Here is a 15,829-nt window from a genome sequence, read left to right as displayed (position 1 = left end):
CCTTTGAATGCCTCAGTCAACATGCTTTCCACACCCCTCCTGATTCGTTCGACACCACGGCGCAACCGATTTCACGTGACGGCACATCTAGGCGGCGCCGACCTGAAAGACCAGGGGATCGTCGTCGGCGTCGGTTTCCTCGTCGTCAATGAGCTCTGGTAGCGGCGCGACTCGAATATCGCCGAGCTCGGTGCGCCGGCGCTGTTCAAACTGGGCGGCCAGCCGGGCGTAGACGGGTTTGAGGGCCTTGGGCTGGGCGCCGGGCAGGATCACTCCGCCCCAGATTCCATGGGTGGCGCCGGTGGCCACGGCGTTGTAGCCGCAGCGGCCCCGAAAAGGGCAGTCGTTGCACCGCTTGATGGCGCGGTGCTTGGTGCGGGGGTTGAAGAACAACTCGGGGTCTTCTTGGCAGGCCAAATGCTGGGTGGTCTGGAAGAGACGCACGTCGGCGCGCATCTGGAAGGACGCGAAGGGTCTGGCGCCAGCGGGGGGGTTATCGACCGAAGGGGTTAGGGCGGTGGTCATGGGAGGCGTCCTTTCTGTAGGTCGTCGGTTCTTCAGCGGCTCGATCGCCCGTGAATTACCCGTAATCTAACAGAATTTCTGACGCTTTTGACGGTTCTGACGGTTGTAACCGTCAGAACCGGGGGTGTCGGCGCATCGACGCAGAGATGGCAGGCGGACGCCGTGCGCACTGTTGCCGCATGTCATGCGCTGTTTCAGTGGTCGAGGTCCGCCCGGAAGGGCCCGTCAGATAATCAGCCACAAATTTGACGGTCTTGACGGCTAAGACAGGTGGATTTGACGGTTCGTCGGGCAAGATAGCGAGTTATGACCTCAGATCGGCTCGGCGTTGCGGTGCGGCTTCGCCGCAAGCAGCTGAAGCTGACCCAATCTGAGGTCGCCGAGCGGGGAGGGCTGTCGGAGTCAACCGTTCGCGGGGTGGAAAACAACCGGTTATCCCAACCACACGCCAGCACACAGCGTGCATTAGAGCGAGGCCTTGCGTGGCTGCCCGGCAGCGTCGAGGCAATCCTGAAAGGCGGCGCCCCTCGCATCCAGGAGACGGGCGCGCCGGCCGCCCCCGCGGACAGGGATACCGCTACGGCCGCCGGGGACCGCTTGGCCCTTGCTCAGCGCCTGATCAAGATGCGTCAGGCGTTCCTCGAGCACCGCGACACCATGCCCGAAGCCGCCCGCGCCCGGATGGACGAAGAGTTCAGCGCCGCGTCTCGTGAAACTGAAGAGGCGTTGATCTGGATGTTGGCATGGCTACGGGAGGATGAGCGCGACGAAGCGATCCGAATTTTGGCTCAGCTCCGAGAGTTCCGGCCGTAAGCCGCCGCCGCGCTGATCATCTGGGCGGCCACCAGCATGCCGGTCATCCGCGACTATCAGGCACAACCCGTCCAGTCGAATACCAATTATTGGTATGATCGGCGGGTGGGTAAAAACACGTCCTTCAGTCTCGATGAGCATTACAGCGCCTTCATTGAGGCTGAGGTGGCTGCGGGACGTTACCGGTCGGCCAGTGATGTCGTGCGCTCCGCGTTGCGGTTACTCGAGGACCGTGAAATTCAGCTTCGGGCACTGCGCGAGGCGCTAGTGGCCGGTGAGCGCAGCGGCACTTCAACACCGTTTGACTTCGACGCCTTCCTCGACGGCAAACGCGCCGAAAAGCCGCAAGGCCGGTGAGCGCATACGTCCTTTCACCCGCTGCGCAAGCAGATTTGGAACAGATCTGGGACTACACGCACGAGCACTGGGGCCTGGATCAGGCTGAGCAGTACCTGCGAGAACTTCAACGCGCTATCGAGCGCGCAGCGGCGAACCCCCGGATCGGGCGGGCCTGCGACGAGATCCGCCCGGGCTATCGCAAGCTGGCAGCCGGGTCGCACATGCTGTTTTATCGGGTGACAACCCAAGGCTTCCTCGATGTCGTGCGTGTCCTGCACCAACGCATGGACGTCGACCGCCACCTTTGACCTCAGAGAGCCCCGGTCTGATCTTTACGGGAGATGCGACCGGGGCCTCCGGGGGAGGCCCGCACAGACAGGCATCCGGCCTGTGTGTACGACCACCAACAAGGGTAGAACAGCCATCCTGGCGGCCGCGCCGCAGACACGGACACATTCGATTCGTGACAACCGGGGTGTCCGCTGATTCGGGGCCGGTGTCATATGCGAAAGCTATCCTGCGGCCATGTTCGATATCCCGATGCCAGGAATGCCGCCACCGCAGCGGCATAACCTTCCGGTGAGCCGGGCCACGTCGACGCCGGCGCGCGCCCACGACAGCCCTGCTGGCGGGTCCAACCATGCGCGCCAACCCCAGACGGCATGGCAGCCGCGCACCGCTGCCGAGCAGTGGTGGCACTACAGCCGCGGTTGCGCGGCAGCGCTGCGGGCCGGGCGCGCGCCAACTCCGGTCCAGGTGTACGGGCCGGTTCTGGAACCGGGAGAACAGGCGTTGCTGAGCGCCGAGATCGACTACAGCCGCTTTTGTGGCGGCGACGGCCGATACTCACCGCTGCCGCTGATGGTCGCGGGCCGCCCAGCGGTCATGTTCGGCGCGTTGGCTGTTCAAGGGGTGGTGAATCATCGGCGTAAGGTGGCCGCGGCCCAGCGCGCCGCGGCTCAGTGGCGGTTTCACCAAACCTGCCCGGTCATTGTGACGACCGACCGCCTGATCTGCACCACCGCGGCGCACGGCATGGTCAGTTTCTGGTTCGGAGCGTGCACGGAGTTCTACCCGGATTTGCAGCAGTGGACGTTGACGTTGGGCTTTGACTCGACTTACCCGGTGCGGTTCAGCGGCGCGGCGGCCCCGGCGCTGAGCCTGTGGAGCGCCTACGGCGTCTTGGGCGATGGCTGGGTCGGCGATCCGCGCTTGGCGCTTCTGGTCAGTTGATTAAGGGGTGGTGATGCCGAAATCTAAAGGGCGCAAAAAGAAGTCGTCGACTCGCCGACCAGTGAACGCTTTTGGCAGCACCTATTGGGACCGGCTGCTTACGAAATGGGCGCAGTCCCGCCTCGTCGGCACTGCTGAGGAAGTCGCCTTGGGCGGCGCGTTGGTGCTCTGGGCGGGCGGCGGTAACCCTGCTCGCTCGTGGGCCGGAATGCGGCAATGCTGGCCAGCCTGCTACTTCATCGGCGAGGCGTTATCGGCGCTGGGTGGCTTCAAGCCCGTCATCGTGCCCGTTTCAGTCGAAGTCAGGAAAAACGGCGCGGTCGTGGAAACAATCGGTTCACCCACACCAGAACACCGCGGACAGTACTGGACCGGTCATGTCGCACTTCACATTCCAGAAATGGCGGCTATTTTGGACCCGACAATCGGGCAAGGCAGATTCGCAACGTCGGACCACCTGCGGGTCCCGGTGCTCATCCAAGATCCGCAGTTAACGAATCAACTGCCGCCCTCGGCACAATTTCAGGTGAACCGGGACCCGCAAACAACGCTGATCTACACCACGACCGCCGGAGCAGGCGAGCCGTTCGAAACGCACCCGGCCTATCCCCAACAGCGTGCGTCCGTGGACGCAGCGGTCGCACGAGTACACGGGACGGTGGAAGCTGCGGTCGAGGAATGGCGAGCGATACAAGCCGGCGCCGGCCGATGAAGCTCATTGAAATACTGCGTCTTCAACCGCTGCTCCGTCGTCACTAACCCGGGGTAGATGCGCTCTACGCAGAACCTGGCTCACTTCCGTGCGTGATGCGCGTATGTTGGCGATATGGAGCTGTGGACCGTCGACCAAGCAGCGCGGCACTGGAGCGTGACCCCTGGGCGGGCGCGCAGCATCTTGTCCAACCGCGGCATCCACCGCATTACTGGATATCCCGCTGCAGATGTTCGCGCAGTGCGCCGCCGCCAGGGCGCGCGCACGGACCTGGCAGCACCTACCCAGGCTCTTACCCTGTCGGACGCTGCCCAGGGAATCCGGGACGTCGCGGACGACCGCACCCGGCTGCGGATCTTCTTCGAATTCACCCGCGGCGCCGACGAATCGGGGCCAGCCGCCCTGTCTTTGATCAACGACGACCCGCCTTTGACCGGCGACCCGCGCCATGACGCGTTACTGGCGGCGATCGCCGAACACCTCGCCGGCAGTTACGGGCTGCCGGGACCGCTGTGGAGCATCACAACTGAGCGCTTCCTGAACACCCCGTGGTGGATTTCCCCTCTGCCGTCTGCGCGCACCCGCGCGATGTTGTGGACCCCGGCCTCATTTCGTCGCCGCGGGATCTACCTGGACCGTTACGACCTCACCCACGATGGAGCGAGCAAAATGCCTGAGCCTCTATTCGATCAGACCGAGCTGCGGCGCGCCTTCATCTCCTTGGCGCAGAAGCTGGAACGTCGCCGTATTGTCGGGCATGTCCACGTGGTCGGCGGCGCCGCGATGATCTTGGCCTACGACGAAACCCGCACCGCAACACGCGATATCGACGCTCTGTTTTCTCCTGACGGACCCATGCTCGCTGCGATCCGCGAAGTCGCTGCCGAACAGCGATGGCCCTCTAGCTGGCTGAACAATCAGGCCGCAAGCTACGTCTCGCGAACTCCCGGGCAGGGGAGCGTCGTCTTCGACCATCCCTACCTGCAAGTCGCCGCGACACCACCGCAGCATCTGTTGGCGATGAAAGTCCTGGCCGCTCGGGCCGTCAGGGACGGCGATGACGTGCAATTCCTGCTCGGCCACCTCGATATCACGTCTCGCGCCGAGGTCTGGGCGATCGTCGAACGGTACTTCCCAAATACAGAGATACCAACGCGCTCAAAAGAACTCATCAACGATCTCCTCCAACATTGAACACTGGTGAGCAGCGATCCCACCACGTGTCACAACATGGCTCTAAGGTCTCTGGGATAGCGACCGTGCGGTCTCGCGGCAGGCGCGAGCGGAGAACGAGGTGCAGGCTGTGATTGAGCTTTCCGATCAGCAACTAGAAGTGTTTTTCCAAGGATGGACCATGCAATTCGCACTTGGGAGATGGTCAGGATCAGTGCACTTCAGCGAGCGAGAACGGGCTGTCATGGGTTTAGCTGCATGTTATTTCGCAGCCCGTTGTCCGCAGATTCGAATGCTGAACGCCGGGTTGTGCTTCGCGGCGTGCAAGGTTGTCCGGGTCATCGCGCGTGAAGAAGGAATACGGACCGAACCGCTGACGGTGACGGTGGAAGCCTCACACGAGGGCCACGAACTCTCGTTAGGGAGCCGACAGCCACGACTAAAGCGGCACGCATTGGCGCAGGGAACATTGCAGACGTGGTCGGGTCACGAAATCATTCACTTTCCCGATCACGGAGCCGTTTTCGACCCGACTATTACGCAACTATCGACATGGGAGGCCACGGTGCTACCCGCAGTAGCAAAAGCCCCGGCGATACTGCGGGAAGGCGACCGCATTCCGGCTGTGCTGGAACCTCTTTCGATCAACGCGACTTATACCGTTCAGCGGGCAAACTTCGACTACATGAGGATGTCTTCTTGGCCTGATATCGAGCAGATGGCCAACGATGGCGGCAAGATCGTGGGACCGGCAGCAGACCAGCTGGTGGCGACTATGCATAGCGGTTCATCGTCGTCATAGTTCGAGCTCACCCGTCCCTCAAGGCGTCCGCAAACCGCGCAAGCAGTCGTAGCATGCGGCGCTGGGCGAATCCGTGCTGGTTAGGCGATGTGTAGCCGCGACACCGGCGGTAAGATGCGGTTTATGTCAGCAGGCAAGTTCACGATGGATGTGGCGGAAACAGAGGCAGGCTTGTCTGCCGCGGACGCCGCTACCGCTCAGCAGCCCAGCGGCGACCTTCCAGGCCTGTGCGTCGGTGGCTACATGACGTCCTTGATCGGGGCGGCCATTGGGGGACGTGCGATAGGTGAAGCCCAAGCAGTCGGCCGTGCGGCGGCGAACACCGCAAGTCGAGAGTTCAGCATCGCGACAGTTCAAACCACTGAAGCGGGCAACTCAAGCATTCTCACGACGTAACGACAGGGGAGCGGCGCATGAGTTCATCACCTTGGTCGAGGACAGGGTCACCATCGGTGACGCTGCCGCCACCTCCAGCGCCTACACCTAGGCCTGGCGCGACCCCGCCGCCGACAGCAGTTCCGTTCCCAACAGGATTCCCGCAGAAGAGAACACGTCGTCGGGTTTGGCCCTGGGCCGCGCTCGGACTGCTATTCGCGATCGTGATCTCGGCTGCCACGGGATCGATAGTGACGCTCGCGGTAGCGCACAACGATGCCCGCTCCACCGACGGGCCGTCCGCTGCACCATCAGCATCAACGTCTGCGCCGCCCGCTCCGCAAGTCAGCGCGGCCGACGCGACGGCGATGAAAACTCATTTGTGTCAAGTTTTCGATACATCGGTTCAAGGTCAGCAAGGACAAGGCGGCCTCAGAGTAAATGGGACCGTCAATATCCCCGTCATGCTGCGCACAGTTAATAGTGCATTGGCGGTGCAAACAGCGCTCGTTCCGGCATTGCCTGCCGACGTCGCCTCAGCCGCACGGAACTACATTCAGACCACGCTCGAGGCCACGACGGCGGCGATGGGGAATACCCCAACTCCTGAAGTGAATCGCCTTAACGACATATCGAACGATGCGATCAATGCGCTTGTCGGTGTGTGCGGGCTGCCGAGGTAACCCGTTCGGATGGCGGAGTTAACAAGTACGGGCGGGGACGAGTTTCCCGCGTGGTGGTCAGAACGCAATAACAAGCAGGCGGCGCGCCTGCTCAAGGCGGTCAACCGGGGGCCAGTGGGTAAAATTCAGCCGCCGTCACTACCGCATGTCGGCAGTGATCATCCGCGGCCGCAGGGAGCCTTCGTCCGGTTTCTGTTCCAACCGTATGTGTGGCCGGAAGACTCTGAGACCGCCATGAACGCCGGCGCCGACAAGTTTGCTGATGACTTCAAACTGCACGATGACAGCGCGACGACAATCCGCCAGGCGGCGAACGGCGTCTTCGACGGCGGGTCATGGGTGGGCGAGAGCGCGGACGCTGCTCGCGCGGCCCACTTTGAAGCGGCGTCGATCAAGGATTTCCAGGCGGAGATCGCGCGCGTTGCCTCCGGTTTGATCAGGCGCGGCGCCGACGATGTGGCGAGCACCAAGAAGCACATGTTCGAGCAGAACACGCAGGCGCATCAAGAGGCCGAGGCCTTCCTAAAAAGCGGCTCGGGGCAGTCGCTGGCGCAGGTAGCGGTGATTCTCGGTGTGCACCGAACGACGATCCAGGCCTATTCGACTGAGTTGCAGGGCTACGCCACCCAATACACCGTTCAGTTCACCAACCACTTTAAAGAGGGCGGCCCCGGCGGCCCAAAATTCAAACAAGCTGGCAATGGTACAGACAATAAGGACCCGTCGACTGACGGTCCAGGGACGCCAGATCTGGGTCCCCCGAGACAGCCCGGGGGTGGGCGAGTTCATGCCTCATCAGACGGTCCCAACGACGGTGCAGCACCTCCTGCACCAGGCGGATCGGGACGCGTACACGCGCCCTCGTCGGATGCTCCGTTTGGATCACCGCGTCATAACCCGTTGACGTCGTTGATGGGTAGTGGGTTGCCGAGTTTGCCGAGTATGCCTGGCGGGGGATCGGGTGGTGGGCTTCCTATGGGCCCGTTGCAGGGGTTGATGGGTAGTTTTGGCGGTCTGCCGGGCGGTATGGCCCCGCCCACGGGGCTGGGTGCGCCTGGGCTGCAGGGCTCGCCGATGCCGTCCTTGGGGATGGACTTCGGGCGAGGTTTAGCGGCGGGCGCGGCGGCGGCAGGGGGTGTTCCGCCGGTGACGTCGGCGCCGATGACGTCGTTGGCGGCGCCGATCGAGTCGGCTCCGACGTCGGCTGCGCCAGCGGTGGCTCCTGTGTCTACTGCGCCGGCGGCGGCCGCTTCCGCCCCTGCACCGGCACCGGCGGCGGGTATGCCGGCAGGAGGCATGACTTCGTACGGTTCCGTTCTTCCTCCGCAGGGCCCGCCGCCGGCCGCTCCGTCGGCGGGCGGCTCGACGCCTGCCGCCCCATCAATACCGGCTGAGCCCGGAGGTGGGTCGCCCGGGCCTGGGACCGGGTTGATGCCGGTGGCGGGTCGGCGTGATGTGGTGACGGTGCGCAAGGATGACGCATATTCGGATTTGGAAACGGCCAAGGGCCTTGTCGCCGAACTCGCTGGGGCGGCGAAAGTAACTGATCCTGGATTGGATTGGGCTGTGGCCGTTGGCCGTAACGCCTCGGGCATGCCGACGTACTGGGTTGCCACGAACGACGGCGCGACCTACATCCCGCCAGTGGTGTTCCTGCGCAAGACGATGCCCATCGCCGGTGGCCACGATGCAGATTTTGACGCGCGCTGGTTCGGCTGGGTCAACCCGGCCGATAAAGCGGTGCGGGCGGCCCGGGAGTTCGGGGACACGGTGAGTGCGGTGGCCACGTCGTGGGCGCTGCCCTCTGAGTTTTTGAGGGAGCACCCGGCGCCGGAAGTGGCCACTGGCGTGAAACCCTCTGACGTGGCGGATAATGCGGCGGCGGAATTGTTGGCGTCGCGGGCCCATCGGCTGCAGACCGTGGACGCCGCCTTATATGCGGATCTGATGGGGGCCGATGAGTCGGTGGTGCGTGACTACTGCCGAGAGTTGATCCGCCAGTTGGCATTTGGTATTCCGGGTGAGGCGTTGTCGCCGGTTGCGCAGTCCGTGGCGCACTCACTCGTCGCTGAGCGCTGGCCCACAGTCCAGGAGTGGGCGCTGCTCGGCGAGGAACACGAAGACGCTTTGGTTCAGATGGCGTGCCAGCGACCGGGACTGGACGGAATAGAAAACCCTGACCAGACGGTCAGCTACACACGAGAATTCATCCGGTGCCGCCAGATAGAGGCTCTCTTGTGCTGGGACCGTTATGGGGGCGACCTACTCAACGTAGTGTATGCAGCATGGGTGGCCGGTATACGGGCGCCATTGAAGGAACCGGCACTGCGGTGAACGAAAGCTATTCCGCAGCAGCGGATTTAGCGGACACCATAACCATGTTGATGACGGAGCCGCGGCCTTTGCCGCGGCAGTTGAAGCGGCTAAAGAAACGCAGCGAGTGGCCGATCGATGAAGCGCTGCTAGTTTTCGAAGCGGCGGTGGAGTATGTCGCTATCCGCAATAACTATGACGCCGTGGCCGATTGGAAGAGGCGTCAGGCAAAGCTCAACGGTTGGTTAGGGGTTCTTCAACGTGAGCCGGCACCGATGTCCGATGAGCAATTTGCTGCCAGCATAGTCGCGTGCGGGAGAGTGGACCCGACCGAGCTGGAAGCAGTTCTGGTCGGTACTAGGCACACGGCGGCCTTGTTGGACGACATTGCCGAGGTGATAGCCGAGCACCAGCGCGAGCACGAAGAAACTGAGCGGATGAACCGGGCGGTGGCGCGTGGGCGCGAGCGGGTGAGGATGATCATGAAGCGGTGCGTGGAGCGTCGCGCAGAAATCAGCGCGGCTACAGAAGAACGCCTACAACAAATTTCGCCGGAAGATGCCGCCTCCCAGAAGTTAGCTATTGAGGCCGCTTATCCGGATCTGATCGTGCTGAGCGAGACAGCGTGTGAACAGATCAACGCGCAGACGCGCCGCGTGTTGGACGCGCATCGACGCACGGCAGCGATGCCGATTTGGCAGTTCTGGGAGATGGCCTACAAAGACCTAATCGAGGATTGAATACCGAGATCGTAGCCGTGATCGCCGCCTTTGGTGGACATCGTGGCCGTGGGGGCAGTGGTGCTAGGAGGGACCGTTAGGGCGTTGGCCAGTAGCCGACAACGCCGTTGAATTCGAGGTCAGTTTGGGTGAAGTCGTTGCCGAGTGGCGTAGGCCATGGTGTCGCCGTAGTTGACGGCTGCGGGGTGGCGTCCCTTCCCGTAGTGGAGGTAGGCGCTGTGGGCGTCGATCGCGTGTTCGAGGGTGAAGGGTTCGGGCGCGTGCGCGCGCGCGTCTTCCCGGCGGTATGACCGTTGCCGTTGAGTGTGTTTGAGTTGCACTCATGCGGCGTCCCCTTGCGGGGTTGGGGTTTTGGCCTCTCCGCGTCCGGCCCCGCGTGGGCGGGGTCTTACGGATGCTCCGCCGGCACCGGTTGATCCGGTGTCCGCGCCATGGCCTGTACCAACCGATTCGGTTGGCCCGGGTACCGATGGGGCCGTGGTCCCGACTGGACCACAACTGGCGTAATCCGGCCAGTCACGGAGATTCAAAGCAGCATTTCTATCGCGGTCGACCATTTCACCTGTCTGCGGGCAGATGAGGTGCTTGTCGATCCGGCCCTTACCGACCAGGCGGCATGGGGTGCCGTTGGGGTGGGTGCAGCGGTGGTGGAGCTGGCTTGATGGGAACCAGCGATCCGCCACGATCAGGGTGCTGCCGTGCCGAGTGGTCTTGTAGGCCAGCATCGGCGCGACCAATCCCATTGCGGCATCAGAAACAGACCGGCGAAACGCCCGCCGGCCCATACTGCGTTTCATCGCGGCCACATCGAGATCTTCGATCACGACCTGGCCGTAGGTGCCCGCCAACTGCGTGGTGAGTTGGTGGGCTGCTTCCCGCCGCAGATGCACGCACCGACGATCCAATCGGGTCAGCTTGGCTTTCGCTGCCCGATGACCGTGCGATCCGGGGATACGGCGGGAAAGTTCACGACCAGCCCTGCGGCGGGCGGCAAGTGTCGCCTTGAGCGGGGCCGGATTCTTATACTCGACAACGGTTTCGACGCCGGTGGCGGGGTCGATCGTGGCGACGGTGGCCAGCGTGCGCACCCCCAGATCCACCCCGGCGCGCACCGTGGGCTGAGTCGGCGTTCTTCCCGCGCTCGGGGTGCGCAGCGCATAGCCGACCGACACGAACAACCGGCCCCACCGCTGGGACAGGGTCATGTTCAGGATGCGGGCGCGCCCCGATGCGAGATGACGTTGCACGCGGCGGGTGTTCTCCTTGGACCGCAGCGCGCTGATGACCGGGACCGTGATGCTATGGCGGTCATCCTCTACCCGCATGGTGCCGGTGGTGAACCGGACCCGGCCGGGATCGCGTCGCGCCGTGGCGAACCGCGGGAAACCCACCCGCCGACCCTGGCGTCTCCCGTTCTTGCTGGCGCTCCAGTTGCTCAGTGCCTGGGCCAGATCGGCCAACCCTGCCGAGTAACACTCCTTGCTGTTAGTGGCCCACCACGGCGCCACCTCGTGCTTAGCGAGATTCCACGCTTTGCGTAGCGCGCCGAGGTCCCAGCCCAACGACTCATGTTCCGGATCAGCCGATTTCGCGTCGAGGTCGGCCTTCACCCGACCCAGACCCCAGTTGAACGCCTTGCGGCGAGCACCGAAATGCGACCGCACCAACGCCGCCCGCTCGGGCTCCGCTGGCCATTCCACCTCGAACTTCGCCGCGGTCACCAGCCAACCAGAGGCCACTTCCGCACCCAGCGAACCGTTGACCGCATAACCGGCGGCGTCCCCGTCGTAGAGCTTGAACAAGACAGACACCGATTCCACCACCGCACGGTGCGACTCGAAATCCGCGCCCACATCGACATAACGTGACAATGTTTGGCTGCCATCGGGTTTCGGTTTCCCCGGCAACTGCACACCACCGGTCAGCCCGGCCACCTTCGCCGCCTGACCACAGGTGCGCATCCCGACGATCATCACGCAGCCCCTGGCTCCCGCTTGGTGGCCGTCACCGCACGCATCGCCCGATTCCGCGCACCACGACGGCCGTAGAGCCGCGCACACATACTGGTCAGGACCTCGATCATGTCGCGCACCAGATCATCGGTGGTCTCACCCGGATCAGCGACCACGATCCGGCGGCCCTGCGCCGACAACGCCGCTTCCAGGTGTTCCACCCCGAAACGCGCCAGCCGATCCCGATGCTCCACAACGATCACCCTCGCATCGGGGTCCGACAAGATGCGGCGCAGCTTGGGCCGCTTCCCATTCAGCCCGGAACCGACCTCGCACACCACCTGGCCCACCTCAAGATCACGCTCCGTGGCCCACGCGGTCACCCGCGCCACCTGACGGTCCAGATCCGAGCGCTGATCATGGCTGGACACCCGCGCATACACCACCACCGTCGCCGCCGCACCCGATACCGAGGCTGCCGCCTTGACCAGAATCAGCCGCCCAACCCGCTCCGCGGGCACCGGCAACGTCCCCTCCCGAAACCACCGATAAGCGGTATGCCGGTTCACACCAACCGATTCCGCCCAATCCGCCAGATTCACAACACCAATTAGAAGACACTAACGCACACTTAAATGCACTCACTGCGCAACAGCTCGCAACCCCGCCCACGGGGCAGGGACTGTCGCAGTAAGGGTGTAAACGGCCTGATCGGCCCCGGTGTGTCGGGGCCGGAAAGGTCGCATGATGACCGAAACTGTCGTGGCTGTGGAGCCATCGCAGAATCTCGATGTTGAGGCCGCTGCGGCGGCCATTGAAGTCCCGGATAGCCGTGAGGTCGACGAGCTCGAGGTCGCCCGGGAGCTGGTACGCCAGGCCCGCGAGGCCGGCGTGGCGCTGACCGGCCCGGGCGGCCTGCTCAAGGCGATGACCAAGACGGTCATCGAGACCGCCCTGGACGAGGAATTATCCGAGCACCTGGGCTATGACCGCCACGATCCGGCCGGGTACGGCTCGGGCAACTCCCGCAACGGAACCAGGGCCAAGACCGTGCTCACCGATGCGTGCGGGCAGATCGAGATCGACGTCCCGCGCGACCGCGCCGGCAGCTTCGAACCCGAGATCGTCAAGAAGCGTCAACGCCGCTTGACCGATGTCGATGAGGTGGTGTTGTCGCTGTATGCCCGCGGGCTGACCACCGGTGAGATCAGCGCCCATTTCGCCCACATCTACGGCGCGGCAGTCTCCAAGGACACGATCAGTCGGATCACCGACCGCGTGGTCGAGGAGATGACCGCCTGGCACACCCGCCCGCTGGAACGCGTGTACGCCGCGGTGTTCATCGACGCCCTGCACGTCAAGATCCGCGACGGCCAGGTCGGCCCCAGGCCCATCTACGCCGCGATCGGGGTGGACCTGGCCGGGCATCGTGACGTGCTGGGCATGTGGGCCGGCGAGGGCGATGGCGAGTCGGCCAAATACTGGCTGGCGGTGCTCACCGAGCTGAAGAACCGCGGGGTGGCCGACATCTTCTTCCTGGTCTGCGATGGGCTCAAAGGCTTACCGCAATCGGTGGGCGCGGTGTTCCCCGACACTGTGGTCCAGACGTGTGTCATCCATTTGATCCGTGGGACGTTCCGCTATGCCGGGCGCCAGCACCGCGACGCCATTGCCAAGGCGTTGCGGCCGATCTATACCGCGGTCAACGCTGAGGCTGCAGCGGCAGCGCTGGACGCGTTCGAGGCCGAGTGGGGTAATCGCTATCCGGCAGCAATTCGATTGTGGCGCAACGCGTGGAGTGAGTTCATTCCGTTCCTGGACTACGACACTGAGATAAGGAAGGTGATCTGTTCGACCAATGCTATTGAATCGTTGAACGCCCGCTACCGCCGCGCCGTCCGGGCCCGCGGTCATTTTCCGACCGAGCAGGCAGCGCTGAAGTGCCTATACTTGGTCACCCGGTCGCTGGACCCGACCGGGACCGGACAGAAGCGATGGACCATGCGCTGGAAACCAGCCCTGAACGCCTTCGCGATCACCTTCGCCGACCGCATGCCCGGCAGCGAAACCACTTAACCGAAGATGCCGCTTACACCGTTAATCTGACGGACCCACGGGGCTGGGTGCGCCGGGTTGCAGGGCTCACCGATGCCATCGCTGGGGATGGACTTCGGGCGAGGTTTAGCGGCGGGTGCTGCGGCGGCAGCGGGTGTTCCGCCGGTGACATCGGCGCCGATGACGTCGTTGGCGAGATCCAAATAGAGACTCAACGAGTCTTGCTGTTACACAGGCGAACTGCCGAGGTTTCGACTCGCGAGCTGTACGAACACGCGGGGCAGATGAATTAGTTGGGACCGTTAGGGCGCTGGCCAGTAGCCGATGACGCCGTTGAATTCGAGGTCGGTTTGGGTGAAGTCGTTGCCGATGGCGATGAGGGGTTCGTGTGCGAGTTTGGCGGTGGCGTAGGCCATGGTGTCGCCGTAGTTGAGGGCGGCGGGGTGGCGGCCTTTTCCGTAGTGGAGGTAGGCGCGGTGGGCGGCGATCGCGTGTTCGAGGGTGAAGGGCTGGAAGCCGAGGTTGATTTCGGATCGTAGGCGGTCGAAGACGGTGCGCGCGGTCGCGCCGTGTCGGTTGGTGAGAACGATGAGGCATTCGGCTGCGTTGGCCGTGGACATGACGGGGCTGGGATCGGCGGCGATGGCGGCCGCGATCTGTTCGGTGTAGGGGTCCTCGCCCTGGATGAGGGCGACGATCGCGGAAGAGTCGATGATCAGGATCAAACTCCCGTTGCTGTGTCGTATCCGAGGGCTTGTTCGCGTTCGGTTTTGGTGATTGGGGATCGGTCGTCCAGTAGTGGCCAGATCTCGGTTTTGAGGACGTCGAGCAGTTCTGCGGAGCGGTTTGCGGTGCGGGATTGGGTGACTTCGATCTGGGCTCGCAGGGCGTAGCGGATGGCGTCGATGCGGCTGGGGAGGTGGAGGCGCGCGGCGAGCTCGTCTGCGAAGCGGATGACCTCTTCGTCTTTCACGTTGAAAGCCATGGGTACATGGTACCCCGTGGACGGTGTCCGGTACTTCGCGGGTGATCGCTTTGCCGGCGTGGGTGTGGCCCGGCTGGGTAGTGCCGGGTTAATTTTGTGGGGTGAGTGTTGCGGCGTTTGTGGCTGGGGTTGATCGGTTGCTGAGCCGTGCGCATGAGTTGTTTCCGGCCGGGGGTGCGGGCGGGGCACTGCCGAGCTCGGGTGATGTTGCGGTGCCGGGCTCTCCGGAGGGTGGCAGTGGTTTGCGGGCCGGGGTGGTACGCGCGGCCGGTTCTTATCAGCAGGCTCGCAGTGGGGCGGCGGGCCTGGATGGGGAGCTGGCGCAAAGCGCCGAGGAAGGCGCGCAGATCGGGGCCCAGGGCCGGGAGGCGTCGGGGTTGATTCGCGATCAGGCCCGTACCAGCGCGGCCGCGCTGTTGCCGATGGCTCGCACGCCAGCGGGTGCGCACCTGCTGATGGCGACGATGGATCAACATTTGGCGGCGATGCAGGACCAGCTGCAGACCACCAAAACCCAGTACCAGGCCATCTCGGCGGGATTGCGCCAAACCGCCGCCGGCTATCACACCTTGACTGACGGCGCGAAGGACTCACCGCCGGCGGCGCCGCTGGACTCATCGGATAAGTGGAAGCCAGGCGACAAGCATCATGAGCCTTACGGGGCTGGCGTGGGCGGGATGGGTCCGCCGAACTATCCCCATTCGCCGCCGTGGGTGGACATTTACGACAGGACGAAAGATCCGGATCAGGTTCCGCACTATTTCGTCAGATCTGACGAGATTCCCGGCTACCAGGTCCTTCCGCCGGGGCGCTATGGTCCCGCGACGGTTTACGACGAGCACGGCAACCCTGATCCTTATGTCCAGTTGGGCCCGAATTCTGGTGTGTGGGTGCCGCAGTCGGCTTTCCCGGGGGCGAAGGTCTATCCGCCGGGTGGGGGTGAGTTGCCGCCGTATGGGTGGAGTGAGTATGTGCCGGGCTCGGGGATTTTCTTGTGGCACGGGGATTTGATGCCGGAGCCGTATAAGCCGTATGGCCCGTCCGGGCCGCCGACGATTCCGCAGGGCGGCCGCTAAACCGGCCCGAACTGGCGGTGCGTGGCTGTGGCCGGGGGGATTTGCTCGGGTTA

Annotated in this window: 20 protein-coding genes; 13 read left to right on the top strand and 7 right to left on the bottom strand. The window is 63.9% G+C overall.

The genetic code is table 11. The annotated features are described in order from the left end of the window. Positions 1 to 87: 87 nt before the first annotated feature. Positions 88 to 525, bottom strand: a complete 438-nt coding sequence (locus tag MKAN_RS28265) for a WhiB family transcriptional regulator (protein WP_007172368.1) — start codon at positions 523 to 525, stop codon at positions 88 to 90. Between the two features lie 306 nt (positions 526 to 831). Between MKAN_RS28265 and MKAN_RS29035 the strand changes: the two genes are divergently transcribed. The 9 genes from MKAN_RS29035 to MKAN_RS30910 all read left to right on the top strand — a co-directional run bounded on the left by MKAN_RS29035 (position 832) and on the right by MKAN_RS30910 (position 6,655). Further along, a complete protein-coding gene (locus MKAN_RS29035; RefSeq protein ID WP_007172367.1) occupies positions 832 to 1,338 on the top strand; it encodes a helix-turn-helix domain-containing protein in 507 nt (168 codons plus the stop codon). Positions 1,339 to 1,443: 105 nt separating this feature from the next. Beyond that, positions 1,444 to 1,695 carry a type II toxin-antitoxin system ParD family antitoxin gene (locus tag MKAN_RS28255; RefSeq protein ID WP_040624378.1) on the top strand — a complete coding sequence of 84 codons (252 nt, stop codon included), beginning with the start codon at positions 1,444 to 1,446 and terminating at the stop codon, positions 1,693 to 1,695. Further along, a complete protein-coding gene (locus tag MKAN_RS28250) occupies positions 1,692 to 1,985 on the top strand; it encodes a type II toxin-antitoxin system RelE/ParE family toxin (RefSeq protein WP_007172365.1) in 294 nt (97 codons plus the stop codon). Before MKAN_RS28255 ends, MKAN_RS28250 begins: the two co-directional genes overlap by 4 nt. Positions 1,986 to 2,202: 217 nt before the next feature. Next, the gene (locus MKAN_RS28245; protein WP_139315443.1) at positions 2,203 to 2,910 is read left to right on the top strand and encodes a hypothetical protein; all 708 of its coding nucleotides are present in this window, start codon (positions 2,203 to 2,205) and stop codon (positions 2,908 to 2,910) included. Between the two features lie 7 nt (positions 2,911 to 2,917). Next, on the top strand, positions 2,918 to 3,622 hold the full coding sequence (locus MKAN_RS28240; protein WP_155254718.1) for a hypothetical protein: 705 nt from the start codon (positions 2,918 to 2,920) through the stop codon (positions 3,620 to 3,622). 114 nt (positions 3,623 to 3,736) lie between these two features. After that, positions 3,737 to 4,816, top strand: coding sequence for a DUF6036 family nucleotidyltransferase (locus tag MKAN_RS28235; protein ID WP_007172361.1), 1,080 nt, complete (start codon positions 3,737 to 3,739; stop codon positions 4,814 to 4,816). A 109-nt stretch (positions 4,817 to 4,925) separates the two neighbouring features. After that, the gene (locus tag MKAN_RS28230; protein ID WP_139315441.1) at positions 4,926 to 5,597 is read left to right on the top strand and encodes a hypothetical protein; all 672 of its coding nucleotides are present in this window, start codon (positions 4,926 to 4,928) and stop codon (positions 5,595 to 5,597) included. A 123-nt stretch (positions 5,598 to 5,720) separates the two neighbouring features. Further along, a complete protein-coding gene (locus MKAN_RS28225) occupies positions 5,721 to 5,993 on the top strand; it encodes a hypothetical protein (protein ID WP_139315440.1) in 273 nt (90 codons plus the stop codon). Between the two features lie 230 nt (positions 5,994 to 6,223). After that, complete coding sequence (locus MKAN_RS30910) at positions 6,224 to 6,655, top strand: hypothetical protein (RefSeq protein ID WP_155254717.1); 432 nt, start codon at positions 6,224 to 6,226, stop codon at positions 6,653 to 6,655. An 890-nt stretch (positions 6,656 to 7,545) separates the two neighbouring features. On the opposite strand, the gene MKAN_RS30905 is transcribed toward MKAN_RS30910, so the two are convergent. Continuing rightward, the gene (locus tag MKAN_RS30905) at positions 7,546 to 7,953 is read right to left on the bottom strand and encodes a hypothetical protein (RefSeq protein ID WP_141224646.1); all 408 of its coding nucleotides are present in this window, start codon (positions 7,951 to 7,953) and stop codon (positions 7,546 to 7,548) included. 133 nt (positions 7,954 to 8,086) lie between these two features. On the opposite strand from MKAN_RS30905, the gene MKAN_RS30145 reads away from it, so the two are divergent. Both MKAN_RS30145 and MKAN_RS28215 read left to right on the top strand, forming a co-directional pair. Continuing rightward, positions 8,087 to 8,989: a hypothetical protein gene (locus MKAN_RS30145; protein WP_074021534.1), complete on the top strand. Its 903-nt coding sequence runs from the start codon at positions 8,087 to 8,089 to the stop codon at positions 8,987 to 8,989. Continuing rightward, entirely contained in the window at positions 8,986 to 9,708 is a 723-nt protein-coding gene (locus tag MKAN_RS28215) for a hypothetical protein (RefSeq protein ID WP_023363510.1), read from the top strand. Before MKAN_RS30145 ends, MKAN_RS28215 begins: the two co-directional genes overlap by 4 nt. A 119-nt stretch (positions 9,709 to 9,827) precedes the next feature. Here MKAN_RS28215 and MKAN_RS33165 read toward each other — a convergent pair whose 3' ends face one another. The 3 genes from MKAN_RS33165 to MKAN_RS28200 are packed head-to-tail and all read right to left on the bottom strand — an operon-like array spanning position 9,828 to position 12,262. Then, positions 9,828 to 10,028 (bottom strand): type II toxin-antitoxin system VapC family toxin, encoded by a 201-nt coding sequence (locus tag MKAN_RS33165; RefSeq protein ID WP_023363509.1) that lies wholly within the window; start codon positions 10,026 to 10,028, stop codon positions 9,828 to 9,830. Continuing rightward, the gene (gene tnpB / locus MKAN_RS28205) at positions 10,029 to 11,681 is read right to left on the bottom strand and encodes an IS607 family element RNA-guided endonuclease TnpB (protein WP_040624340.1); all 1,653 of its coding nucleotides are present in this window, start codon (positions 11,679 to 11,681) and stop codon (positions 10,029 to 10,031) included. It abuts the gene before it with no gap. Continuing rightward, positions 11,681 to 12,262 carry an IS607 family transposase gene (locus tag MKAN_RS28200; RefSeq protein ID WP_007172352.1) on the bottom strand — a complete coding sequence of 194 codons (582 nt, stop codon included), beginning with the start codon at positions 12,260 to 12,262 and terminating at the stop codon, positions 11,681 to 11,683. The genes tnpB and MKAN_RS28200 overlap by 1 nt, the downstream gene beginning before the upstream one ends. A 142-nt stretch (positions 12,263 to 12,404) precedes the next feature. On the opposite strand from MKAN_RS28200, the gene MKAN_RS28195 reads away from it, so the two are divergent. Then, the gene (locus MKAN_RS28195) at positions 12,405 to 13,736 is read left to right on the top strand and encodes an IS256 family transposase (RefSeq protein WP_023363507.1); all 1,332 of its coding nucleotides are present in this window, start codon (positions 12,405 to 12,407) and stop codon (positions 13,734 to 13,736) included. 281 nt (positions 13,737 to 14,017) lie between these two features. Here MKAN_RS28195 and MKAN_RS28190 read toward each other — a convergent pair whose 3' ends face one another. Further along, positions 14,018 to 14,434, bottom strand: coding sequence for a type II toxin-antitoxin system VapC family toxin (locus MKAN_RS28190; RefSeq protein WP_040624374.1), 417 nt, complete (start codon positions 14,432 to 14,434; stop codon positions 14,018 to 14,020). A gap of 2 nt (positions 14,435 to 14,436) precedes the next feature. Next, positions 14,437 to 14,700 (bottom strand): type II toxin-antitoxin system VapB family antitoxin, encoded by a 264-nt coding sequence (locus MKAN_RS28185; protein WP_007172349.1) that lies wholly within the window; start codon positions 14,698 to 14,700, stop codon positions 14,437 to 14,439. A 101-nt stretch (positions 14,701 to 14,801) separates the two neighbouring features. Between MKAN_RS28185 and MKAN_RS28180 the strand changes: the two genes are divergently transcribed. After that, positions 14,802 to 15,776 (top strand): hypothetical protein, encoded by a 975-nt coding sequence (locus MKAN_RS28180; protein WP_023363505.1) that lies wholly within the window; start codon positions 14,802 to 14,804, stop codon positions 15,774 to 15,776. Positions 15,777 to 15,829 lie beyond the last annotated feature (53 nt).

Origin of the sequence: Mycobacterium kansasii ATCC 12478 (assembly GCF_000157895.3) — a bacterium.
GTDB classification, from domain to species: domain Bacteria; phylum Actinomycetota; class Actinomycetes; order Mycobacteriales; family Mycobacteriaceae; genus Mycobacterium; species Mycobacterium kansasii.
This window is presented reverse-complemented; position numbering and strand designations above follow the sequence as displayed.

What these genes read in the sequence shown, in the direction of transcription:
- MKAN_RS28265 (WP_007172368.1), bottom strand. Translation starts at nt 525, where the DNA reads ATGACCACCGCCCTAACCCCTTCGGTCGATAACCCCCCCGCTGGCGCC.
- MKAN_RS29035 (WP_007172367.1), top strand. Translation starts at nt 832, where the DNA reads ATGACCTCAGATCGGCTCGGCGTTGCGGTGCGGCTTCGCCGCAAGCAG.
- MKAN_RS28245 (WP_139315443.1), top strand. Translation starts at nt 2,203, where the DNA reads ATGTTCGATATCCCGATGCCAGGAATGCCGCCACCGCAGCGGCATAAC.
- MKAN_RS28235 (WP_007172361.1), top strand. Translation starts at nt 3,737, where the DNA reads ATGGAGCTGTGGACCGTCGACCAAGCAGCGCGGCACTGGAGCGTGACC.
- MKAN_RS28225 (WP_139315440.1), top strand. Translation starts at nt 5,721, where the DNA reads ATGTCAGCAGGCAAGTTCACGATGGATGTGGCGGAAACAGAGGCAGGC.
- MKAN_RS30905 (WP_141224646.1), bottom strand. Translation starts at nt 7,953, where the DNA reads ATGCCTCCTGCCGGCATACCCGCCGCCGGTGCCGGTGCAGGGGCGGAA.
- MKAN_RS30145 (WP_074021534.1), top strand. Translation starts at nt 8,087, where the DNA reads ATGCCGGTGGCGGGTCGGCGTGATGTGGTGACGGTGCGCAAGGATGAC.
- tnpB (WP_040624340.1), bottom strand. Translation starts at nt 11,681, where the DNA reads ATGATCGTCGGGATGCGCACCTGTGGTCAGGCGGCGAAGGTGGCCGGG.
- MKAN_RS28195 (WP_023363507.1), top strand. Translation starts at nt 12,405, where the DNA reads ATGATGACCGAAACTGTCGTGGCTGTGGAGCCATCGCAGAATCTCGAT.
- MKAN_RS28185 (WP_007172349.1), bottom strand. Translation starts at nt 14,700, where the DNA reads ATGGCTTTCAACGTGAAAGACGAAGAGGTCATCCGCTTCGCAGACGAG.